This window comes from Sporosarcina koreensis (genome assembly GCF_001531445.1).
GTDB lineage: Bacteria > Bacillota > Bacilli > Bacillales_A > Planococcaceae > Sporosarcina > Sporosarcina koreensis_C.
In genome coordinates, this window is record NZ_LQYA01000007.1 from 93,292 (window position 1) to 117,274 (window position 23,983).

At 41.6% G+C, this 23,983-nt stretch carries 22 protein-coding genes and 1 pseudogene; 15 read left to right on the forward strand and 8 right to left on the reverse strand.

Annotation, left to right across the window (positions count from 1 at the left end):
- Positions 1–17 precede the first annotated feature (17 nt).
- The 9 genes from uxuA (at position 18) to AWV70_RS02660 (ending at position 8,705) form a co-directional block, all read left to right on the forward strand.
- Complete coding sequence (gene uxuA, locus AWV70_RS02620; protein ID WP_060204066.1) at positions 18–1,073, forward strand: mannonate dehydratase; 1,056 nt, start codon at positions 18–20, stop codon at positions 1,071–1,073.
- The gene (locus AWV70_RS02625; protein WP_060204068.1) at positions 1,070–1,903 is read left to right on the forward strand and encodes an SDR family oxidoreductase; all 834 of its coding nucleotides are present in this window, start codon (positions 1,070–1,072) and stop codon (positions 1,901–1,903) included. Before uxuA ends, AWV70_RS02625 begins: the two co-directional genes overlap by 4 nt.
- Before the next feature lie 10 nt (positions 1,904–1,913).
- A complete protein-coding gene (locus AWV70_RS02630; RefSeq protein ID WP_060204071.1) occupies positions 1,914–2,552 on the forward strand; it encodes a bifunctional 2-keto-4-hydroxyglutarate aldolase/2-keto-3-deoxy-6-phosphogluconate aldolase in 639 nt (212 codons plus the stop codon).
- A complete protein-coding gene (locus AWV70_RS02635; RefSeq protein WP_082713438.1) occupies positions 2,545–3,546 on the forward strand; it encodes a sugar kinase in 1,002 nt (333 codons plus the stop codon). Before AWV70_RS02630 ends, AWV70_RS02635 begins: the two co-directional genes overlap by 8 nt.
- A gap of 623 nt (positions 3,547–4,169) precedes the next feature.
- Positions 4,170–4,832, forward strand: a complete 663-nt coding sequence (locus AWV70_RS02640) for a GntR family transcriptional regulator (RefSeq protein WP_060204075.1) — start codon at positions 4,170–4,172, stop codon at positions 4,830–4,832.
- A 26-nt stretch (positions 4,833–4,858) separates the two neighbouring features.
- Positions 4,859–5,884 carry a TRAP transporter substrate-binding protein gene (locus tag AWV70_RS02645; protein WP_060204077.1) on the forward strand — a complete coding sequence of 342 codons (1,026 nt, stop codon included), beginning with the start codon at positions 4,859–4,861 and terminating at the stop codon, positions 5,882–5,884.
- A gap of 16 nt (positions 5,885–5,900) precedes the next feature.
- Entirely contained in the window at positions 5,901–6,410 is a 510-nt protein-coding gene (locus AWV70_RS02650; RefSeq protein ID WP_060204079.1) for a TRAP transporter small permease, read from the forward strand.
- Positions 6,395–7,675: a TRAP transporter large permease gene (locus tag AWV70_RS02655; protein WP_060204081.1), complete on the forward strand. Its 1,281-nt coding sequence runs from the start codon at positions 6,395–6,397 to the stop codon at positions 7,673–7,675. The genes AWV70_RS02650 and AWV70_RS02655 overlap by 16 nt, the downstream gene beginning before the upstream one ends.
- Positions 7,676–7,697: 22 nt before the next feature.
- Positions 7,698–8,705: a proline racemase family protein gene (locus AWV70_RS02660; RefSeq protein ID WP_060204083.1), complete on the forward strand. Its 1,008-nt coding sequence runs from the start codon at positions 7,698–7,700 to the stop codon at positions 8,703–8,705.
- 1,449 nt (positions 8,706–10,154) lie between these two features.
- On the opposite strand, the gene AWV70_RS02670 is transcribed toward AWV70_RS02660, so the two are convergent.
- Genes AWV70_RS02670 through AWV70_RS02705 form a run of 8 tightly spaced genes read right to left on the reverse strand, consistent with a single transcriptional unit; the run spans position 10,155 to position 17,122 of the window.
- Positions 10,155–10,850: a GntR family transcriptional regulator gene (locus AWV70_RS02670; RefSeq protein ID WP_082713442.1), complete on the reverse strand. Its 696-nt coding sequence runs from the start codon at positions 10,848–10,850 to the stop codon at positions 10,155–10,157.
- Between the two features lie 51 nt (positions 10,851–10,901).
- Complete coding sequence (prpB, locus tag AWV70_RS02675) at positions 10,902–11,810, reverse strand: methylisocitrate lyase (protein ID WP_060204089.1); 909 nt, start codon at positions 11,808–11,810, stop codon at positions 10,902–10,904.
- A gap of 45 nt (positions 11,811–11,855) precedes the next feature.
- Positions 11,856–12,995: a PrpF domain-containing protein gene (locus AWV70_RS02680; protein ID WP_060204091.1), complete on the reverse strand. Its 1,140-nt coding sequence runs from the start codon at positions 12,993–12,995 to the stop codon at positions 11,856–11,858.
- A gap of 15 nt (positions 12,996–13,010) precedes the next feature.
- A complete protein-coding gene (locus tag AWV70_RS02685) occupies positions 13,011–13,499 on the reverse strand; it encodes an AbrB family transcriptional regulator (protein WP_060204093.1) in 489 nt (162 codons plus the stop codon).
- A complete protein-coding gene (locus tag AWV70_RS02690; RefSeq protein WP_060204095.1) occupies positions 13,496–14,017 on the reverse strand; it encodes an AbrB family transcriptional regulator in 522 nt (173 codons plus the stop codon). The genes AWV70_RS02685 and AWV70_RS02690 overlap by 4 nt, the downstream gene beginning before the upstream one ends.
- A 17-nt stretch (positions 14,018–14,034) precedes the next feature.
- A complete protein-coding gene (locus tag AWV70_RS02695) occupies positions 14,035–15,546 on the reverse strand; it encodes a tripartite tricarboxylate transporter permease (protein ID WP_153009878.1) in 1,512 nt (503 codons plus the stop codon).
- Complete coding sequence (locus tag AWV70_RS02700) at positions 15,547–16,038, reverse strand: tripartite tricarboxylate transporter TctB family protein (protein WP_060204097.1); 492 nt, start codon at positions 16,036–16,038, stop codon at positions 15,547–15,549.
- Positions 16,039–16,096: 58 nt separating this feature from the next.
- Positions 16,097–17,122, reverse strand: a complete 1,026-nt coding sequence (locus tag AWV70_RS02705) for a tripartite tricarboxylate transporter substrate binding protein (RefSeq protein ID WP_060204099.1) — start codon at positions 17,120–17,122, stop codon at positions 16,097–16,099.
- A gap of 409 nt (positions 17,123–17,531) precedes the next feature.
- On the opposite strand from AWV70_RS02705, the gene AWV70_RS02710 reads away from it, so the two are divergent.
- From AWV70_RS02710 to AWV70_RS23340, 6 genes and pseudogenes are all read left to right on the forward strand, one after another.
- Entirely contained in the window at positions 17,532–18,848 is a 1,317-nt protein-coding gene (locus AWV70_RS02710) for a serine hydrolase domain-containing protein (RefSeq protein WP_235588526.1), read from the forward strand.
- A 76-nt stretch (positions 18,849–18,924) separates the two neighbouring features.
- Positions 18,925–20,226, forward strand: coding sequence for a hypothetical protein (locus AWV70_RS02715; RefSeq protein ID WP_060204101.1), 1,302 nt, complete (start codon positions 18,925–18,927; stop codon positions 20,224–20,226).
- 185 nt (positions 20,227–20,411) lie between these two features.
- Entirely contained in the window at positions 20,412–21,737 is a 1,326-nt protein-coding gene (locus AWV70_RS02720; RefSeq protein ID WP_060204103.1) for an amidohydrolase, read from the forward strand.
- 184 nt (positions 21,738–21,921) lie between these two features.
- Complete coding sequence (locus AWV70_RS02725; protein ID WP_060204105.1) at positions 21,922–22,848, forward strand: ABC transporter permease; 927 nt, start codon at positions 21,922–21,924, stop codon at positions 22,846–22,848.
- A 4-nt stretch (positions 22,849–22,852) separates the two neighbouring features.
- Positions 22,853–23,794 carry an ABC transporter permease gene (locus AWV70_RS02730; protein WP_153009881.1) on the forward strand — a complete coding sequence of 314 codons (942 nt, stop codon included), beginning with the start codon at positions 22,853–22,855 and terminating at the stop codon, positions 23,792–23,794.
- 51 nt (positions 23,795–23,845) lie between these two features.
- Positions 23,846–23,983: pseudogene (locus AWV70_RS23340) on the forward strand (peptide ABC transporter ATP-binding protein); the annotation flags it as partial.

Here is a 23,983-nt window from a genome sequence, read left to right on the forward strand (position 1 = left end):
TTGGGGAGGGATTGGCTTTGCAGATGAGCTTTAGGTGGTACGGGGAAGGGGATCCGATCAGCCTAACCGACATTAAACAAATTCCTAATATGACAGGTATCGTAACCGCTATATACGACATTCCCGCAGGCGAGGTATGGCCTGTAGAACGTATAAAGGAATTAAAAAAAGCTGTTGAAAAGGAAGGCATGGAGATTGCAATTATAGAAAGTGTACCAGTGCACGAAGATATTAAGATGGGTGCAGCAAAGAGAGATCATTGGATTGCGAATTACCAACAAACCATCCGTAATTTGGCTTCTGTTGGCATAAACCGCATTTGTTATAACTTTATGCCAGTATTTGATTGGACAAGAACCTCGTTATCCGCTCCACTGTCAGACGGCTCGAATTCTTTGGCGTATGATGAAAAAGTGGCGGGGAATATAGATCCGCTTAGTGGAGAACTCGTTTTGCCAGGTTGGGATCTATCTTATCAGATCGACGATTTGCGAAGGATCATGGATATATATAAGGATATGCCGGAACAACAGCTATTCGATAACTTGATCTACTTTTTGGAGAAGATAATACCGGTTGCGGATGAAGAGAAAGTGTATATGGCGATACATCCTGATGATCCGCCATGGTCGATTTTCGGATTACCCCGAGTCGTTATAAATAAGGATTCTATTGCAAAAATTATAAGCAGCGTGGACAGCAAATATAATGGCATTACGTTTTGTACAGGTTCATATGGAGCTGATCGGAACAATGAACTATGTGAAATGATTGAGGCGGCAAAAGGAAGAATACACTTTGTCCATGCCAGAAATATTAAATGGACAGGGGAGAAATCATTCCAGGAAACTTCCCATTTATCAAGGGATGGTTCGCTTGATATGGTAGCCATCCTTAAGAAGTTGGTCGAAGTTTCGTTTGATGGTCCTATTCGACCTGATCATGGCAGGATGATATGGGGTGAGAAGGGGCGACCTGGATATGGTTTATATGACCGCGCTTTGGGGGCCACTTATCTTAATGGGATTTTAGATACGATTTACCACCATACTGAGGAAGGTGTTGAATCATGACATTAGATTGTAATTTCTCGAAAGAGGTTGTTGTAGTAACAGGTGGCAGCGGTGTCATTGGCAGCACCATATGCAGGAAACTGGCAGAGTTAGGTGCGAGCGTTGCGATTTTGGCAAGAAACAAAGATAAGATTGAGAGTTTGGTTCATGATATTAGAAATTTGGGTGGTAACGCTCAAGGCTACTCTGTCGACGTTTTGGATGTGGATCGATTGCATGAAGTGAAAATGAGGATTGAACAAGACCTCGGTGAATGTACGATATTGATTAATGGTGCAGGCGGAAATAATCCAAAGGCAACGACATCTGATGAATTTTTCAGTGTGGAACAAACTGAAAGGGATTTCTTTCAGTTAGACGGAGAAGCGGTCGGTCATCTGTTTGACTTGAATTTCTTAGGAACACTGCTGCCAACTCAAGTCTTTGCACAGGGCATGGCCAAACGTCAAAAGGGCACGATATTGAATATCTCATCAATGAATGCTTACACACCATTAACGAAAATACCTGCTTACAGTGGCGCTAAAGCCGCCATCAGCAATTTTACGCAGTGGCTGGCCGTTTATTTTTCAAAATCAAACATAAGAGTCAACGCGATTGCACCAGGTTTTTTTCTTACGGAACAAAACCATTCTTTGCTAATAAAGGAAGACGGAGAGTTGTCTCAGAGGGCAGAAAAAATAATAGGTCAAACTCCAATGGGACGTTTTGGCGAACCGGAAGAACTACTTGGAGCTATCATTTGGTTGCTGAATGAACGGGCTTCAAGTTTTGTCACAGGCGTAGTCATTCCGATTGATGGGGGTTTTTCAGCATATAGCGGAGTTTAGGAGGAGTACCATGCAACGCTACCATACACTGAACAAGTTAATCGATTCAAAACTAACAGTTGTCATTCGCGGTCAATCGGTTGAAGAGAGCGAGATAATTTGCGAAGCCTGTATCGCTGGAGGCATTAAATCGTTAGAAGTGACATTCACGATACCAAATGCTACACAATTACTTTTAGAATTGAAGAAAAAACATCCAGATGTTTTAGTAGGTGCTGGAACTGTTTTGGATAGTGAAACAGCCCGAACAGCAATCATTGCGGGAGCGGAATTTATCGTTAGTCCATCGTTTGATAAGAAGGTTGCTAAGCTTTGTAATAGGTATGGAATCACTTACATACCAGGTTGCATGACAATCAATGAAATCGTTGACGCCTTGCAATATGGTGTATCGCTCGTGAAATTGTTCCCTGCTGACGAGTATAAGCCGTCCTTCATTAAAATTGTGCAAGGGCCGCTCCCACATGTCTTGATCATGCCTACTGGCGGTGTGAATATTGATAACGTTACGGATTGGCTTGAGGCGGGTGCTGCAGTAGTAGGGGTAGGTGGAGAAATCACTAGGCCGATAAAAGAAAATAATAGGGAACAAATTACACTGAACGCCCAAAATTTCCTGACAGAGATTGAAGGTCATCGACATGGGTAGGGTAGTAGCTTTCGGAGAGGTTTTAATGCGGTTAACGCCGCCTGACCACAGGCATATTAGCCAAACCGATTGTTTAAACGTACATTTTGGTGGAGCTGAAGCGAATGTCATGGTCAATCTATCCAACCTCGGGCATGATGTGCGTCTGCTGACTTCTTTACCGGGCCATTCGGTAGGGGATGCAGCGATGAAACATCTACAAGCCCACCGAGTCGATACTTCATTTATTCAACGAATAGATGGAAGACTTGGCATCTATTATTACGAATCTGGCTATTCACTTAGACAGGCGAAGGTCATTTATGATCGGCATAGCTCTAGCATCCAGTTGTTAGATGAAGAGATGATCAATTGGGACTTGCTGTTGGAAAATGTCCAGTTGTTTCATCTGACGGGCATCACCCTCGCTCTTGGACCGGTCGTCCGGCAGATTGCTCTTAGAGCCCTCGAGGAAGCGAAGAAGCGGAATATCTCTGTAAGCTTTGATTTCAACTACAGAAGCGCTCTATGGTCAATTGAAGAAGCGAAGATTGAATTTCAAAAGGTCTTGCCATACGTGTCGATTTGTTTTGCGGGATACAAAGACTTTCGTGCCAGTTTGGACATGGAGGGACCTGAAGAGTTCGACGAAGAAGAGCTGAAGGGCTTCTTTAAACTCGCAGCTGATCGTTACGGAATGAGAGCTATTGCATGCACGAATCGCGTCGTCCACCAATCAAACGATCACCAGCTGCAAGGATTCCTATATATGGATGGTGTAACAGTTCAAACTAAATCCTTCCGTTTTGCCATCGTTGACCGGATCGGCGGAGGTGATGCATTCGCTAGCGGAATATTGCACGGCTTGTTAATCAAGAAAACCGCAGAAGAAACGGTCCAGTTCGGAACAGGCTTAGCCATTTTGAAACATTTTGTCTCAGGGGACGTGAGTACGTATACCGGACATGATGTAGAACGCTTTATCAACTCTCCGGGTGTGGATGTCCTTCGATGAATAGCAAAGGAGATCGTGCCGAAAGGGAGAGCTAAGCATATGAAGTTATATCGCGTCAAACGCTGAGGCCAGTCCTGAATTTTGTACAACGTCAAACCGCTACTGAATTTTTACTCTTGGAGGACAACCATTTAAACATTTGGTTGTCCTCCAAGAGTCTTTTAATTGTAAAAGTGCTGCCAATCCTCGAATAGCAAAATGTTGTAAATCTCACCCCTAAGCCCACCAATTATTGGGTGCTTTATAGTGGAGTTTTCGATGACCTGAAATTGATCAAGTTTACGCATTGTATCCTGTACCGTTGCTACTGAGTACCCGGTGATGTCCCCAATTACTTGGTATATCTAATGGGGCTGCCCCATTCGTAATTCATCCAGGACAATAAAACCCCTCAACTGGCGATTAACAAAATAAAAATAGCTTAAAAATACGTCTCCTCCACCAACTTGTCCATCACTCCATTGAAATACCTCGGCAAGTTACGGATTGCCATCCAGCAAGGTCGATCTCATGTTAGATTGCAAAATTCAATAGAATGATAAGTGTAAAAACACATTATTATCTAAATTTTATATTGAACTGGGATACAGTATGTTATATACTTTGAAAAAGGAGAATGAATTATGAAAAAGATTAATAATCCTCTGATCCGAGAAAGCGCTTTCTTGGAACTGCGTAAAATGATTTTGTCGAAAGTAATCAAGGCTGGTGAAAAATTGAATGAAAAGGAGTTGGCGGAACAGTTAGGGGTGAGCAGAACACCAGTGCGAGAAGCTCTGCACAAATTGGAGCTTGAAGGGCTTGTAGAGATTTTCCCTAGAAGGTATTGCCTTGTAAAGGGTGTTACACATGAATGTATTAGAGAAATCCATTTAATTCGACTGCAGCTTGAACCGGTTGCTGCTTATCATGCGGTGGACAATTTATCGGAAGATGATTTGAAGACATTGAATAATTTGGTGAATCAGTCGAAATTCTTTGCCGAACGAAATGATATCCCGGGGATTATGAGTACAAATGATGAGTTTCATAGAATCATCAATGAAGCTTCGCAATTACCGAGAATCATTTCAATTCTCGATAATATGCATGATTATGTTGAGTCGTTCCGATTTTCATTCATGTCCCGTTCCGACCTGGCACAACGATCGCTTGATGAACATAGTGAGATTTTAGAAGCATTAATGAGACGAGATAAGGAATTGACGAAGTCACTTGTAAGCAAACATTTGCATGGCATTACTGAATATGAAGAAGTTGTTTTGGAAGATATGAATGACGATTGACTAGTCAAAATTGGGGAGGAAATGACATGATGTTCAAACAAAAAAATCGTCTAGGGGTGTTGTCGTTTCTGCTGGTATTGACCCTTATCTTATCCGCTTGTTCAAGTGGTAAAGGAGAAGCAGGATCTGTAGGTAAACCGACGACGTTAACGTTTGCTTATGAGCTTCCAGAAGCTCATCCATGGGGTGTGGGAGCAGCGGAGTTCAAAAAGATTGTCGAAGAAAAAACGAATGGTGATATTAAAATTGAGCTATACGGAAACGGTTCTTTGGCAGGTTCGGGAAGGGAAATTCAAGAGGGAGCGAAAATCGGAACAATTGATATCGGTATCTCTTCAACCCCGATGGCACAGCTGAATCAATACCAAGACATCTTTTCCCTTCCCTATATATTCAGTTCGCGTGAAGAAGCCTGGAAAGTGCTCGATGGTCCGGTTGGTGATCGAGTCGGGAAAAAACTAAGTGAACATAATTTAGTGCATTTGGCATATTGGGAAGATGGATTCAGACAGATTACGAACGACAAGCATCCGATTGACAGTCTAGAAGATTTTAAAGGGCTGCGCATTCGAGTTCCGGAGAGTGATGTAAGAATTGAGACATTTAAATCGCTAGGGGCAAGCCCGCTTCCTATGGCTTGGTCGGAAGTGTTTACAGCACTCCAGCAAGGAACAATCGAAGGGCAGGAAAACCCATTGTCCGTAGTAAGCAGTTCTTCATTTTATGATGTGCAAAAGTACTTGACGATTTCCAATCACGTCTATTCCCCGGCAACCCTATTTATTAATCAAAACAAGTGGGATGCATTAAGCGAGGAACAGCAAAAGATTATTATAGAGGCGGCTAATGCAGGTAGGGATATAAATCGGAAATTAAATAAAGAGCAAGATGCTGAAATGGTGAAAGATCTTGAGGAGAAAGGCATGGAAGTCACAGTACTTGAAGATGTCCAGCCGTTCCGGGAAGCGACTAAATCCGTATGGGATAATGTCGGTAAATCGATCGGTGGAGACGCACAGGAAATAATTGATGAAATAACGTCAAGCCAATAATAAGGGTAGTGATACTATGAGAAAAATTAAAACATCCATTCACCATATTATTAAATATATGAATATAACGGTAATGTTTTCAATGTTTTCGATTTTAATAATTCAAGTATTTACCCGGAAGTTTTTAAATGATCCTCTTTCTTGGCCAGAGGAATTGTCATTAGTGGCCATGATATGGATTACCTTTTTCGGAGCCTACCAATGTACGGTCGAAGGAAGCCACTTGAAAATGGATTTGCTGCAAGACAGATTAGTAGGCAAGCAGAAGACGATAGTGGCAATTCTTTCGAAATGTATTGTCATCTGGTTTTTAGTTGTCACCTGTTATTGGGGATTTGATTTCATTCAGCAGGCTGGAAAGACAAAAATGCCTGTTTCTGGAATTCCGATGTGGGTGCCGTATTGGATTATTTGGACAAGTTTCTTTCTGATGATGATTGACTATGTCATTCAAATTATCACGCATGTAAAAGAATTAATAGGATCCAAAAAGGCGGAGGAGGATGAAAAATGCTCCCCATCTTGATGCTCATTTCAATTTTGTTATTACTTGCATTAGGCGTACCGATTGCATTTTCACTAGGGATAACTGCAGTGCTCTTTTTAATCCTGTATTCAGATATTCCGCTGGTACTCATTATCCAACAAGTGTATTTAGGAACGAATAGTTTTCCTTTATTGGCAATCCCCTTGTTCATGCTTGCAGGGTCTTTGATGAACCATGGTGGAATTTCAAATAGGCTGATCAACTTCGCATTATCTATCATTGGAATGGTCCGTGGTGGGCTTGGAATGGTGAATGTCCTCGCATCCGTATTCTTTGGTGCAATTACCGGAACTTCAGCAGGAGCAAGTGCAGCAGTCGGCCAAATAATGATACCCGCCATGAAAGAAAAAGGATACTCGCCGAGCTTTTCGGCAGCTGTGACATCTGCCGGTTCATCACTTGGCATCATTATCCCGCCAAGTGTCCCGATGATCCTTTATGGTTCGATATCCGGGTTATCAGTTGCGAGCTTGTTTTTAACTGGTATTCCTATTGGAATCGGGATTGCTATAGGGTTTTTGATTGTAGTCTATATCATTTCTGCAAAGAAAAAATATGACTTTAAAGAAGAGCCTTTTTCATGGGGGTTGATCTTTAGAACTTTTATTAGTGCACTGCCTGCGCTGCTTGTCCCGGTCGCAATTATGGGTGGCATATTGACAGGGTTTGCAACCCCTACCGAATCTGCTGCCATTGCGGTCATTTGCGGAATCGTTGCAGGGATTATCTACAAGCAATTGACGTGGAAAGGTTTTATTCAAGCGTTAAATGAAAGTGTCATTAATACAGCACTTGTCATGTTGATTGTAGCCACCGCGAAAATATTGGGATTCTCATTTTCAGCGCTCGGTATCGGGCAAATGATGATGGAACCGCTGTTGAAGTTTTCGGACAACCCAATAATGCTTATGCTCATTGCCAGTTTAATTTTGTTCATCGGAGGGTTTATCTTCGATGGCACGGTCATGGTTTTAGTCATTGTTCCCTTATTTTTGCCACTCGTCGAAGCGACTGCAATTGATCCGTTGCAATTTGCGATGGTAGTCATTATTGTTTGGGCAATCGGACAGCAAACGCCTCCAGTTGCAAGCGGGCTATACATTACGACAGCAATCGCACAGGTAAGCATGCTCCAAGTGAGTCGGTACAATATCTGGTTTATCCTTGTGTTCTTTGTAGCATTAATCGGAATGATCTTCATTCCAGATGTCATGCTTTATATACCAAAGATGATTATTCCATAATAAGAAAAGAGGAGAATGGGAAATGAATTTCACAAATGTCATTCAAACAATTGACACACACACGTACGGGGAACCAACACGTATTATTAACGGGGGATTGCTTAAATTAAAAGGAAATACGGTCGCTGAACAGCGCGATTATATGGCGGAGCATTACTCATGGTATCGCGATGCTCTTATTCAGGAGCCGAGAGGGCACCGAGATATGTTCGGCGCTGTGCTGCTGCCGCCGCTCCAGGATGGCGTCGACTTTGGCGTCATCTACATGGACAATGCAAACTTTTTAAATATGTGCGGTCATGCAACGATTGGAGTTGCAACAGCAATTGTTGAAACAGGACTCGTCCAACCGACCGGGGAAGTGACCGAGCTCGTTCTCGAAACACCGGCAGGTCTTGTATATCCGCGGGTCAAAATGGAAAATAATCGCGTAACATCGGTGACATTCAAAAACGTACCAGGGTTTCTTGAAAAACGGGATGTTATTATAGATGCTGGAGAGTTGGGTGAAATTAAAGTTGACATCAGCTTTGGCGGCAACTACTTTGCATGGGTTGATATCGATCAATTGAATGAAACAATTCATGTTTCTAATGGTTCCAAGCTTAAAGCGATGGCGAAAATAATTAAGGAAGAAGTCAATAAAGCCGTCAAGGTTCAGCATCCAACTAAACCATATATCGACTATATCGACATCGTTACGTTCTACGGGAAACCGACTGTTCCAGGAGCAACATATAAAAACGTCCATATCTTTAGTGAAAATCAAGCGGACCGTTCTCCTGGGGGAACAGGCACGACTGCAATGGTGTCAAGAATGGTTGGAAGAGGAGAACTTGAAATCGACGAAGAAGTGGTTTGCGAAGGATTTGTCGGCGGGAAATTCTACGGAAAAGCGATTGAGACAGTCATGTTAGGCGACCAGGAAGCTTATATTACAGAAGTCACCGGTTCGGCTTTCATTTCAGGGTTTAATAATATCCTTATTGATCCGAATGATCCGTTTAAGCATGGGTTTATGGTGGATTGAGGGCAAAAACTTGGAGGAAGACCATTACCTATGCGTAATACCACGTGATAATAAACTATAACTTGTATTTGAAACAGTAATGAAGTTAGCCGCGGTGGTCAGCGGCTGACTTTTTTTATCTTCGAACCTTCATGAATTTGTTACCGCCACCATTGGTAAAATAACAGTTCCTAAAATGTTTAAATATCTTGTGCCGCAAATTATTATTCTCATCATTATCTTACTAGTCATTACCTACTTACCAGAATTGATATTGTTCCCGGTAAATTTGTTAAGTGGTGGATAAATAAACAGTAAGATTTTGTGGAAATGGAGGCATCAATGTGTCTAGACCGCAAATAGAATTTATTAATTACCAAAACATAAGGCCGGAAATAATCGAGGGATCAGTAAAAGGCTTATCACAAAGAGTTATTTCACAGGATGCAGAAGTGGGGGATTTGGTCCGGATACTAGAATTTGCTTCTGGAACTGACACTTCTCCGAATGGTGTCCAGGTTTATGACTATTGGGAAGAAATATACATCATCGCCGGTTCGGTAATCGGTTTAACGTTAAATCAGGAATTCACAAAAAGGATGGTAGCTTCTCGGCCGCCCGGAATGAAGCATGGACCCTAGAAGTCCGTACATGGTTGTACAATGTTTGAGGTTCGTTATTATAAAAATCTAGATAACAGGAATCGACGAATGTTGTGAAGTCTAACAGTTAGAATTTATACGACGCAGCTAATTGGCTGGTGTGAAGACGGTATGGAACCGTGCTCATGCTAGCCTGTTTTTTTGGTTGGTATGTTTGTGATTCACTTCGTAGTTGACGAATAATTCCCCAATAATCAACACTTCATTATTGGTTAGGGGCTTTCTTTATGTGATGAATTTTATATTATTTCCGCGAGATGCAATGCTAATAAGCAAGGACAATGATTATAAAATTATTGTCACACTCTTATTTTCGTATGCTCGCTCATAAACTTTTGTCTCAGGGGATGTGAGTACATGATGTAGAACGCTTTATCAACTCTCCGGTTGGGGATGTCTTTCGATGATTATCGAGGAAAGCCAACAGCAATTATCAAAGATGTGCTTTACAAATCTTATACTGCAGAAGAATTTCTGCAGCGGCGCAATGAAACGCAACGCACGTAGTTCGCAACACATTCAAATCAAGGAGCAACGCAAAGAATCACAATCGTAACAAAATGAATCGTTCCCAGTCAGCCTTTCTTATGATTAAACAGAACTGTGGATATCTTTGACAGATCCGTTAGTGACTTGTATCCTATTTGTTAACGACAGGGACTGTTGGGATTATTGTAGAAGCGGTATTTACAAAATCAAGCGATGGACTCTACTATAAAAACCTCCTCAGCAAGTTCATATTGCTAAGGAGGTTGGTATTTTTTACTACGGGCTGCTCAAAGTATACGGATTCCGGATTGCGGCAAAATTACTCAAGACCACTTTCACCTAAATAGGATAGCGCTTTAATCGTACTTTGTAAACTCCGTTGAATATGATGCCTCATACTCTCTTCGGCAGCAATTTCATTTCCTTCTGAGATATGTTTCAATATCGCTTCGTGCTCTTCGACAGGTGTGATCGATGGGTATTTCGGATCTTTGTACGCACCAATTCGGCGATATCTAGCGATTCTGCTTTTGATTTGGAATAGTGTATATACGGCAGTTCGATTGTCGCTATGTAGCTCCAATATATTATGGAATTCATTGCCGTATCTGACGACATCCACTTGCCGATGATTTTCGGCAGCATGTCTCATAAGGAGCATGATATCTTGTAGCCGTTGTATGATTTCTGTTCTTGATGGATCTTTGGTAATATTGATCGTAGCCAGCCGCGCGATCAGCCCTTCCATCATTTCACGTACAAGGAAGGTGTCTTCTGCCTCTTTGATTGAAAGGGGGGCGACGTGGATTCTTCCAGTCGTTTTTTTGACGACGATGCCTTCCAGTTCCAGACGGTAAAGGGCTTGGCGCAATGGAGTCCTGCTGACATTCAAATCGGCGGAAAGTGTTTCTTCCACGAGATGCAGGTTAGGTCCATACTCCATTTCTAAAATCTTTTCTTTTATCTTTTCGTAAACCGTATCAATCGTCGAGTTTCTACTCCTCTTCACATCCATAGCCAACCAACTGTCACCTGCCTTCTAAATTTGCTATGAGATTCGTAATTATCACTTGTATAAATCATCCAAGATGGTTTTGGAAATGCTCTCATCTAATTCCTCGTACCTATTATACAATATCGTATCATATAATTCTTTCCTCGTTTGCATTTTAGACAAAAAATCGGCTTGTGTCCCTTTCTCATAAATGCCTTCATACAAAGACTCAATCGCTTTTGCAGCGACGCGCAGAGATGTAACAGGATAGATGACCATTTTGTAACCCATTTCTTCAAATTGGTCGGCTGTGATCATCGGAGTGCGACCAAATTCCGTCATATTGGCGAGCAACGGCAATTTGGTTTCGTTATAGAATTGAATGAATTCCTCTTCGGTTGTCATTGCTTCAGGAAAAATGATATCCGCTCCAGCCTCAAAATACCGCTTAGCTCTTTCTATTGCTGAATCCATACCTTCTACACCTTTGGCATCCGTTCTTGCTACGATAACCAAATCGTTATCCGCTTTTCGCGCTGCTTTTATTTTCTGCACCATTTCCTCAGTTGGTACGAGTTTCTTACCATTCAGGTGGCCGCATTTTTTCGGCAAATCCTGATCCTCGATTTGAATGGCAGCTGCACCGGCCTCAACCATTTCGTAAACAGTACGCGTTACACTTAACACACTGCCGTACCCTGTATCCACATCCACCAACATTGGCATCCCTGTCGCGCGGACAATTTCACGTGTACGGTTTGTCAATTCTGTCAATGTTATGATTCCTAAGTCTGGCATCCCGAGACTGGCTGTCAAAGCGGCTCCGGATAAATAAATCGTCTCAAAACCGGCTTTCTGGGCTAATAAAGCTGCCAAGGCGTCGTGGGCACCCGGAACTTTTATAATTCCATTGTCTCTTTCTAGTAATGTTCTTAATTCCGTAATAGGGTGTTGTCTTTTTTCCCGTACCAACCAACTCATAATTTTTCTCCTCCATAGTGTATCTCGTCGTTGTTATTGGACTATTTAGTTGGGGACGAAAATTCTTCCGTCCATCAATCTTCTCACTGTTCTTTCAAGGCCAACCGTTTCAACCAAGTCCGAGCAAGTCTTTTTGCGCACATGTATTTCAGCTATCCCTTCAGGATGGCCAATACGTACAATCCCTTCATTAATGTTCTTGTCCAATGTACTCGCTTCGTAAGGAATTGTTCCTTTTAGTAAGCATGCGGCTGCCAAGTTGAATAACCCGCTAACCGCAAATGTCCGATGCATTTTATTCATGGAGATCATTCGTGCAATAATATCAATTTCTTCTCTTCTGATCAGTTTTCCATTGGATGTCATATAATCCTGTGGCGGGGCAACGTAAGCAATTTTGGGGATTGCAGTATAAGTTGTTCTCGCGAGCTCAACTGAAGGGGCTAGTTTGGATTTCACTGCCACAAGTTCACGGATTAGTTCCAATGATGGTAAAACAGAGCCGCTGCGCGTTACCTCATCATTGCTCTCAGATCCGTTTAATGAAAAGTCTTCCGCTGTTACGAAGACGAAAGGGTTTACAATATCAAGAAAGGAATAACGAAAAGAAATCCCATTCACGCTTTCTGTCCCGATTTTACCCAGAGGTAATGTTTCGCCTGTTTTTCCGCCGCCAGGGTCGATAATGTCCACTTTGTATTTTGATCCGCTAGACTTGATACCGGAAATGTGGAAATCACCGTTCACTTTAGCCAGTCCATTCTCAAGAGGGACATTGATCCGGATTTTTTTATGGACATTCGTGCTCCATGCTGTAATGACGATCTCTGATGCAGAGGGGTCTACGTGAACAAGTTCCTCATCCACAGCAAACGCACCTACAGCCGCCATCAAGTTGCCGCAAGTCCCTTCATAATCGACCGTATCAGTACCTATCCCTAATTGTACAAAGGTATACAATATATCGATGCCTGGTCTATCGCTTTTATCAATAATGACCACTTTGCTAGTATGGGAGGTTCCTCCGCCTAATCCATCAACATGGGACACATCTTCTGATCCTACACTCTTGAGAAAGATTCTTTTTCTTATTTCTTCGTTATGAGGAAGATTTTTTTCATGAAAAAATAACCCACGACTTGTTCCGCCTCGGTAAACAACGCAAGGAATTGTAAATTGACTCATTCACACACCTCATTTTTATAATAGTAATGTAATAATCGTTGGCAATATCGTGACTAGCAATGAGACCCTGAACAAATGTATTAGCATAACAGTCTGTGTATCTGCTCCAAACTCATCTGCGATTGTAGATGCCTCGCTCATACCAGCAGGAATACTACCGCAAATTGCGGTAATCCAATCAATTTGAAAATACTTCGATAGCAGTAATGCAAATAAAAAGGCCGTCAATAAATGTGCAACTGCAGCAAGGATGCCGGGAATAAGTAAATCCAGCAAATAGGGGAATTGCTCATGGTTCATTTTCAGTCCAACAAAACCGCCAATCACCATTTGCACACTTTGTTTTTTATTTTTGGATAGGGGAGCGGCACCCATGCCAAGGATTTGCGCAATTGCAATGGCCAGAAAACTTCCGATGAGAATACCGATAGGAAGTTTAAGAATATATCCGATCAATGCGCCGATGGAGGCGATTGCGATAAGTAGAAAGGGTTTCATCTTCATAATTCAAGTCCCTGCTTTTTACTTACACTCCATTTCAACAGGCTTTTGAAAGACAGCATAATAATAAGGAAGCGAATCAAATGGACGATTACAACAATCTGTGTATCACTTTGTACAGAATCCGATAGCGTGATCATCTCCGCCAACCCGCCTGGCGCAACTGCTATGAGGCCGGTAATAAAAGTCGTTATGCCGAAGTAATGGAAAACTATATTCACTAGCAATGCTGTAAGTATGCTACCAATACCAACGATCAGGAAAGCGGCAAGTCTTTTGATTGGCAGATTCAAAATATCTTTCTTAAAATGTAAGCCAATCATCGTTCCAAGGGCAATCTGGGTCGCTATCCGAAGGAGGGGGGACACGTCGTTTAATTCGACCGTTCCTAGTATCTTGAACCCTCCAACGAAAAGCATAGCACCAAGTAAAGCGCCGGCCGGGAGCTTCAGCCGCAGACCAATTCTTCCACCGATATATGATAGTAGAATGAACAGTAACGAATCCCAAAATATTGACATGCATAGATCATCCCAATTTAGTTAGTTTGCTGTTTTTTCTTTCCGTATCGTTCCATTAAAATTGGTGTCAGTACTCCAATAATTGTGATGATAATTAAAATCAAACTTACTGGACGCTCAATAAATGCCAGCATTGTATTCTCTCCATGCAATTGCACACTTCGTAGAAGTTCCTTGTCCGCAATTGGCCCTAAAATTAAACCGAGGACAACTGCAATAATTGGATATTTATTTTTTCGTAAATACCACCCAATTAACCCGAAGATGAATACTAAGAATGCGTCAAAAATCATATTTCGTACCGCAAATGATCCAATCAAAGCAAAAGTGATGATGATGGGCACTAATATGTTGTTTGGAATGTTAATAATTTTTCCTGCAAGCATCGCGATAATTGCTCCAACGACGAGCAACAAGATAACTTGAATCACGACAGAGAAAATGATGCCATAGAGTACTTCACTATTGTCAATGAACAATCGCGGTCCAGGAACCCATCCTTGCATAATGATTGCACCTAACAACATCGCTGTTGAAGCGCTTCCGGGGATTCCGAGAACGAGCATCGTAGCTAATGCGCCGCCTTCGGACGCATTGTTTGCGGATTCCGCAGCGACGAGTCCTTCTTCACTGCCTTTTCCGAATTCCGCCTTCTTTTTCGAGAATCTTTTTGCTTCGTTATAACTGACAAGGCTTGCAATTGTTGATCCCGCCGCAGGCAAAGCACCGATGAAGACTCCGATGGAACCTGAACGAAGAAGGTTGAATGGATACTTATATACTCTTTTAATTCCCGACAGAATCTGAGATGAATAACTTTGCTCAATAACCCCTTCTTGCTTATTTGATACATATTTCTTATCCGCTAAAACAAAAAGCTCAGACACGGCAAATAAGCCTATTAATGCAGGGATCATCGGAATACCGTCAAGTAGCTGAACATTGCCGAATGTACCACGCATTGCACCCGTACTCGTCATTCCAACAGTGCCTAGCAATATACCGAATAATCCACCATAGATTGATTTGATAAAGCCTCCTTCTTGGATAGACGAAATGATAGTTAGACCAAAGACCGCAATGATAAACATCTCTGTTGGACCAAATTTCAATGCAAAAGATGCAAGTGGTTGAATAATGATCAGTAGCACAATGGCTCCAATTAACCCACCGGTAGAAGAGGCACCAATTGCAAGCCCCAAAGCTTTTCCGGATAATCCTCTTTTCGTCATTGCGTACCCATCTAGCGTAGTAGCAACCGCTGCCGGAGATCCAGGTGTATTAATAAGGATAGCTGTAATGGCTCCTCCAAATAGTCCACCCGTATAAATGGAAATCAGAAAGACGAAAGCAGGTAACGGGTCCATTGTAAAAGTCAGTGGAAGCATTAAGGCTATTCCTAAAGAACCTGTCAACCCGGGGATTGCACCTAAAGTGACCCCGAATGCCAATCCGACGATAATGAGAAGGAAGTTGGACCAACTCATAAATAAGGAGATACCTTCAAGCAATGTATTCCAATCTATCATTTATAGAACCCCCTCAATTAGGATGCCTATTGGCAATGGGATACCCAATAAAATATCGAAAAATAGGTAAAGCAATCCAGTAGCGATAATTGAAAAGATAATGGGAAACAACCTAGATTTCGTACCCAGAATCCACATAAGTGCTGGAAGAAATAGGATCGTTGAAATGATAAAACCAATGTAATTCAATAAAATTAGGTATATCATGACGGATATCATAAAGAACCCAACTTTTTTCGTAAGTCTATAAGAATCGCCGTCTCCTTCAACTTCTTCCGAATCGTGAATAGTTTTCTTAGCTTCGCGGATCTCCTGCCAAATAATGATCGGATAAAGGATGACCATAATCCAGAATACAGGGCTGATCAATAACCGATCGTGCGGATTCTTTAAATCTTTCACATCAAAGAAATAGATAACAGCTAGTATAAGAATTGATGTCGCGACGATGATTCGGTGAATGAAAGGACCATTCGAAAATGTTTTTTGCAAAACTTGCACCCCCTAGTGCGTGCTGAAGGGACAGGTTACCATCCCTTCAACCCTGTTCTTAATTGTTGTTCAGAACGTCCTTATAATCATTTAAAAGACTATGCAAGGATTGGTTAAGTTCGTCACTTTCCTCAGGTCCACGGTATTCACTGACAGCTTCCGCGTTAATATCCTTAATGAATTGTTGGTACTCAACACTTTCATAAACAGTTTGATATGCTTTGGAAAGTTGGTCGAATAATTCCGGATGCTTTTCTTTTAATGAACTATGTGTCGCCAAGAAACGGACAGACCCCACTTTTGGCACTTCTACATTGTAAGGTTTCAATGCTTCATTGATCGGCTCTGCATCTGGCCATAAATCCATTACTTCGTCAGAAGCAACCGCCAAGACCCGGACATTATCCGCAATTGCATTATCACCTAAGGCATTTCCAATCATAAAGTCAACATGATTACCCAATAGCGCATTACGCATTTCACCGCCGCCGTCATAAAAGACAGGATTCAACTGGATGCCAAGCTTGTCCTCTAGTAAGACGCCTGTTAGGTGGAGCGGCCCGCCGTGAACTGTCGAGTAACTCAATTTCCCTGGATTGTCGCTCGCATATTCAATCAAATCGCCGAACGTTTGAAACTGTGAATCTTTTGGAACAGTAATCGTAACCGGATCGAACTGTTCAATATTCACCATTGAAAAATCGTCGATATCATAGCCCGCATCTTGTAGTAAAATACTTGCGCTCAAATACAACTGTGTTCCACCGAACAGGACAGAACCATCGTCTTTCGAATTCACAAATATCGTTGTCCCCACTTGTGTCGCTGCTCCAGGCCGGTTGTCAATTGTAATCTTCGTATCCAATTCCTTCTCAAGCGACTTTGCAATCACACGCATCATGCTATCCAAACTGCCGCCAGCATCAAATGGCAAAATTAATGTCGTATTTCGATGTGGCCACTTTTCATCCTCTTTTTTCGATGCCACGGCCTTGGAACCGTTTTCATTAGAACCACAACCGACCAATGCAAGCATTAAAACAAGCAACATACTTAAGAAAATACCCCTACGCTTAAAACCCATATCCATTCTCCTCCTAGTTGTATTGATAGAAAATTTCTAATTACACGATAAACAATATCATATTGTATACAATTGTACAATATGAAATTTAGGATGCTTGAAATTCGTTTTGCTAGTGTCTGTCTCGTGCCTGTGCAGAGCACTACTCAGTTTATTCACTACAACTGTATATTGTTGAAATGGAAAATCCGACCTAGTCGTTATTGGTTAGATTTTCATTGAATATTCATACCGAACGATGAATTACCATAAATACGTGATGCACAGGCACCAAGACAATGTCCATCACCCCTTAAAAATACCTAGTTAAATGTTTTTAAAAATATTCGTGCAATTAGTGGTGAGCATGATAGAATTAATTCAAAGTACGGAAATCAGAAAAATTCAACACTGGAAAGGATGAATGTAATTGAGCCAATGGGGAAAATTTGAAGCATTCGTTGAAGAGCTTATGGAAACCGAGCAAATACCGGGTGTAGCGGTCGCGCTTTCTGAAAATGGGAAGATTATTTACAAAAAAGGCTTTGGGAAAAGTGATGTAGAAACCAATGAGCCTGTCACGGCAGAAACGATTTTTGGGATCGCCTCGGTTACAAAATCATTCACTGCGCTTGCTATTATGAAGCTGGTGGAGGAAGGAAAGTTACAGCTGGATGATGCGGTTACTGTGTATCTTCCCAATTTTCGATTGAGTGGTTATGACAATATTGAAGATATCAAGATCCATCATCTTCTATCCCACACATCAGGAATTGCGACGATGAAAAGGATGGAACAATTAAATGGATTTGAAGAACATCTTTGCTATATAAATGAAATCGAACGAACCTGCTTGGGGAAACCTGGGGAGTATATTTGCTATAACAATGATATGTTTCTGCTTCTCGGCGCGATTATTGAAAAGGTAACTGGAGAAAATTATCAGGATTTTATTCATAAGCTGCTATTGGACCCTTTGAAGATGAATCGAACAACTTACAGTCTTCGGGAATTACATAACTTTGAAAATGTAACGATGCCCTATATTTTAGAAGACGGAAAAGTAGTAGCGTGTGAGTGGCCAACTTTAGGGAACTATGCAGTCGGCGGTGGCATTCGATCCACGGTGACTGATTTGCTTCAGTATGGAAACGTATTTGTCGGCGCGCTTGAAAAGGAATTAATCGGGCAATCATATCTTTCAAAAATGGCAGAACCTGTTCATCGCATAAGTGGCAATAGCTTTTATGGATATGGTCTACAAACGACTCCTCATTATTCCGGTGTGACTGTAGTCGAACATGGTGGGGGCCAACCGGGTGTATCGTCCAACTTCGGCTTCATTCCTGAGCGAGGAATTGTAGCAGCCGTCTTAACAAATAGGAGTGATGTAAGTGCAAATGCCATTTGGCTTGCAGCCATTAATACCGCGCTGGATCTGCCGATTGTTCAAAAGCGAAGTACAGAGCAGTACTATGACATAAATCCGAAACAGCTCCAGCGCATGGTCGGCACATACCGATCGGGAGAGGGAACCGAAGTTGACATCTCTTTGGAACATCAAACGATAACGGCAACTGTTTCAGGTAAGACCTATGAACTTCGAGCTAGTGATGAAAGAACTTTGGTTTTGCTGCCTATTGAAAAGCCGATACGTTTCTTTTTTGATGGAGAAAACGATGCATGGGCAATTTTCCTAGGGCTTCGAATGTTGGTGAGAAGCACAAGTCTTGCATCTGTAAGATAAGAACACGTAAAAGAACATTGCACTTAAGGTATGAAAATAATGACTAGTCATCTAGCGGCCTGGAGGATTGATTGGATTGAAGATTCGTTTAGGTGTTATTGGGCCTTATGACTCGATTGAGATTGTAAAAAAAGCAGTGATGGAATTTGATGAAATCACACTTCTGCCTTTTCCGTATGAAGAGATGGAAGAGACGGAAAAAATTATATTGGAAAACAGGAGATTTGTGGACCAATGGTTTTTTTCTGGGCAAGCTCCCTATTACTATGCCGTTACAAATGACTTGATTCGAGAAGAAGAAGGCAGTTTTGCACCTTTGAACAGTAATAGTATTTATAAGACGCTTTTGGAGGCGCAGTTACAGGAGAAGAAAGTTTTCAAAAGCATCAGTCTCGATACAGTACAGGAGACTGAAGTCGAAATTAAGGGATCTAACATGTCAATGGAGCTTCATACGTTTCCATATAGCGGGTATTTGCCGATACAGGATATTATTGATTTTCATCTGAAGTTATACCGTGAAGGAAAAGTGGAGGTAGCAGTCACATGTGTGAAGACGGTGTATAACACATTGAAGGAACTGGGAATTCCATGCTACCGGGTAGCCCCGGATATTATTGCGGTCCGGTTGATTATCCAGTATTTGAAGCAAAGAGGCGTATCCCAATGGTATCGAAAAGCGCAAATTGCAATTCTTGGAGTTGAAATCTTTCAATCGGATTGGGAAGGGCAGTACTCCTATAAAATAAAATATCAGGAATTGGAACTGAAAAAATTACTGCTGAATTATTCCGAACGGATTAATGGATCGTTTGTGGAAATCGGGGATGGACGTTATTTTATCTATACGACCAGAGGAGAGGTTGAGCTCCAATTGAATGAAGACTCTCTTTTTAAACTGATCGAGAGGACTGATTTGCAGAGTAAATTGCATATCCGTATTGGTTTGGGATATGGTGCCACCTCATTGGAGGCGGAGCAGAATGCTCGTTTAGCGACACAATACGCGAGGGCAAAGAAGGAACAAAGTATTGTCATTATGGATGAGAATAAAAAGGTTACAGAATATGGCGGAGATGAAAAGCCGCTATCGTATAAAAACCGGATGTTGAGCGAAGAGTGGAATGAAATGTTGAGAGAGGCTACTATTAGTCCTGCAACAGTTGATAGGATTCAATCGATGGCTCTTCATTACAAGAAAACGCAGCTTACCTCAAAAGAGCTTGCTTTGTGGTTGAATAGCACTGAGCGTAATGCGAGAAGGATTTTGACGGAATTAGAAAGTGTTGAGTTAGCCAAAGTTGTTGGTGAAGAACAATCGGGACAACGAGGAAGACCTCGGAAGGTTTATGAATTGCAGTTCATGGAAGATGAATAATAGGTTTCAACTGACTACGTTACTAATATCCGCTAACAATCGATATTCATTGATTGTTGCCGATGTTAGTATTTTTTTATTTGATTGAGTGTATTGACAATTTAGTAAATCAGAATTATCATTAACGGAATGATAATGGATAATTTCCTTTAATAGTCACTGATATTCAGAAAGTGGGTTGTAGTATGACTGAACATAAAACTTCTGCATTCGTAAGTGATGTAATACCTATGATGGTAAAATGGCGCCGCGATTTTCATAAATATGCGGAACCTGGTTGGTTGGAATTCAGATCGGCATCCAATATAGCGAATAGACTTGAAGCATTTGGCTTTACCATTCAAGCAGGGAAGGAAGTCATCAATTCCGACTATCGTATGGGCGTGCCTTCATCGAAAATAATATCTGAACATGAAGCGCTTGCGCTTGCAGAAGGTGCGGATGAAAAATGGATGCGCTTCTTTGCTGGAGGATATACCGGTATTGTTGGAACAATCCATGCGAAGCGGCCTGGACCTGTTATTGGTATCCGGTTTGACATGGATGCCCTTAACATCCAGGAAAGCTCCGATTCGAGCCATCTCCCTGTTGCAAATGGATACGCTTCCATTCATGAAGGTGTGATGCACGCTTGTGGCCATGATGCTCATATGTCAATCGGCTTGGCAGTGGCAAAATATATTTCGGATCATCGAGATGAATTGGCTGGGACTTATAAATTGATTTTCCAGCCTGCTGAAGAAGGGGTTCGTGGTGCGAAGTCAATGGTTGCGGCGGGTGTCGTGGACGATATTGATATTTTCCTAACATCTCATGTTGGTATTGGTGTCGATCTTGGAACGGTTGTCAGCGGCATTAATAATTTTCTTGCTACGACAAAATTCAATGTAGTTTTCAACGGTAAAGCATCACATGCAGGCGGATCTCCGGAAGAAGGGAGAAACGCATTACTGGCTGCGTCTTCCGCTACTCTGAATCTTCATGGTATTCCTAGACATAGCAGAGGGCAATCACAAATAAATGTAGGAAAGTTGCATTCGGGATCGGGAAGAAACATTATCCCATCAACAGCTGCAATGGAAGTGGAAACACGTGGAGAAACGACGGAAATCAATGAGTACATGATGACGAAGGCTACCAAAATTATTAGAGGAGCCGCGGAAATGTACGAAGTCGATTATGAAATTGATATTGTCGGGGCAGCAAAGACAAGTTGTTCGAGCGAGCAATTAAAAACCTACATACATGACTCTTTAAGGAATGTAAAAGGTGTCGACAAAGTTTTGGATCGCGCACCCTTTCCGATCGGGTCTGAAGATGCCACATATATGATGAATAAAGTAATTGAACAAGGCGGTCTTGCTTCGTATATGATTTTCGGAACTACGCTTGCTGCAGGCCATCATCATGAAAAGTTTGACATCGATGAAGAAGTGATGGGAATCGGTTTAGCTTCGTATATAGGAATACTTGAAGGAATTGAATGTAGTGGTTTTCAAAAAATTCGATAAATTGGACTGATCATTCTGAAACTTCGAGAGGCGAAATTTCATTGAAATAAATCAAAAAAACTGAAGACTTTATAAAAAAGCTGTGATAATATTAGTAATTAACGGAATGTTTAAGGAAAATAACCTTAATAATTACTAATAAGTTCAAGATACTGTGTTTATCTTTTGAAAGAAGGTGCTGTGTTTGTACATTGTTAAACGTCTAATAGGAATGTTATTAACGATCTGGATTATAGCGACCCTGACTTTTATCGTGATGAAGTTTATTCCAGGAGATCCGTTTGCTTCTGATGCGGATGTTTTTCCAGAAGAAGTGCTAGAAAATTTACGGGCGGCTTATAACTTAGACAAGCCGGTTCCTGTTCAGTACATCCTGTACATGAAAGATCTAATTACGTTAGATTTAGGAACTTCAATAGTTTCTGATACACGCTCAGTGAATCAAATCATTGGTTCAGGCATGGCTGCATCTGCAACAGTCGGCCTTTTGGCAATGGCAATAGCGCTCTTTTTCGGAATATTGCTAGGGGTAGTGGCTGCCATTAATCATAATAAGGTGATTGATTATATGTCTATGATTATAGCGATTATTGGTATTTCGATTCCGAACTTCCTTTTGGCTCCACTTCTCATCAAGATTTTTGCGGTGGATTTGCATCTTCTACCAGTTGCGTCATGGGGAAGCTGGAAGCATGCTATACTTCCGGCGCTTGCACTATCAACGACTCCACTTGCTGTGGTGGCACGTTATACTCGCTCGAGTATGTTAGATGTTTTGAATCAAAACTATATGAAAACAGCAGATGCCAAAGGATTATCTACATATAAAATTGTCTTTGAGCATGGTATTCGAAACGCCATACTTCCAGTAATAACATTCATTGGGCCACTGTTTGTTTCCTTAATTACCGGGACCTTTGTAATTGAAAAGATATTTGCGATTCCAGGAATAGGAAGATATTTTGTCGACAGCATTTTCAATCGTGACTACCCCGTTATCATGGGAACGACGGTATTTTACAGCGTACTATTAGTTGTCATTTTGTTCTTGATAGATGTGTCATATCGCTTCATTGACCCGAGAATCAAGCTTACAAGTAAGGAAGGATGACATGATGAATAAACAAGCAGAACAAGAATTATTTCGCGCCGTTGATCTTGATCAATATGATAATGAAAACGTTTTCCGCCCAAGTTTAAGCGTTTGGAAGGAAACAGTCATCAATATAGTAAAGAATAAGTTGGCACTTTTAGGTTTGACGTTACTTTTGCTGATCGTGTCATTGGCAATTGTAGGACCCATGATGGCACCATACTCCGGATCCGAACAGAACTTACTGAATGCGAATGTTGAACCGTCCAAAGAACATTGGTTTGGAACGGATGATCTCGGTCGGGATGTGTGGGTGAGAACATGGTTAGGGGCTAGGGTTTCCTTAACGATTGGCTTTGCGGCTGCTCTCATCGACTTGATTCTTGGTTTAATCGTTGGAGGCATTTCTGGTTACATGGCTGGTAGAGGTAAAAGAGGTGACCGTATTGATGGGTTGCTTATGAGATTGGTAGAGATTCTATACGGCATACCTTACTTGCTCCTCGTTATCTTGTTGATGGTTGTTATGGAGCCAGGGATTACGACAATTATTATCGCGCTTTCTGTAACTGGCTGGGTTGGCATGGCACGAATCGTACGTGGTCAAATATTGCAATTGAAATCACAAGAGTATATTAAGGCAGCAGAAAAACTAGGAACGAGTACATCCAAAATCATCACTCGTCATTTATTGCCAAACACAATGGGGATTATTATTGTCAACCTTACATTTACGATCCCTTCAGCTATATTCGCAGAGTCTTTCTTAAGTTTTATCGGCTTAGGCGTACAAGCACCGATCGCTAGTTGGGGAACAATGGCAAATGACGCATTGGGCGTTATTTTAAGTGGGCAATGGTGGCGCCTGTTTTTCCCAGGGTTGATGATTTCCCTTACAATGTTTGCCTTCAATGCATTCGGTGATGGATTGCAAGATGCCTTGGACCCTAGAGCACGTAAATAATGTCCAAAGAATAAATAGAGTTGAAAATAGAGTGAACTGGTAGGTGTTTGTATGACCCGTTTATTGGAAGTTAGAAATCTAGGCGTGAATTTCAAAACATATGGCGGTGAAGTTAAGGCGGTTCGGGATGTTTCATTTCATGTTAATAAAGGGGAAATCGTGGCTATCGTTGGTGAAAGTGGCAGTGGG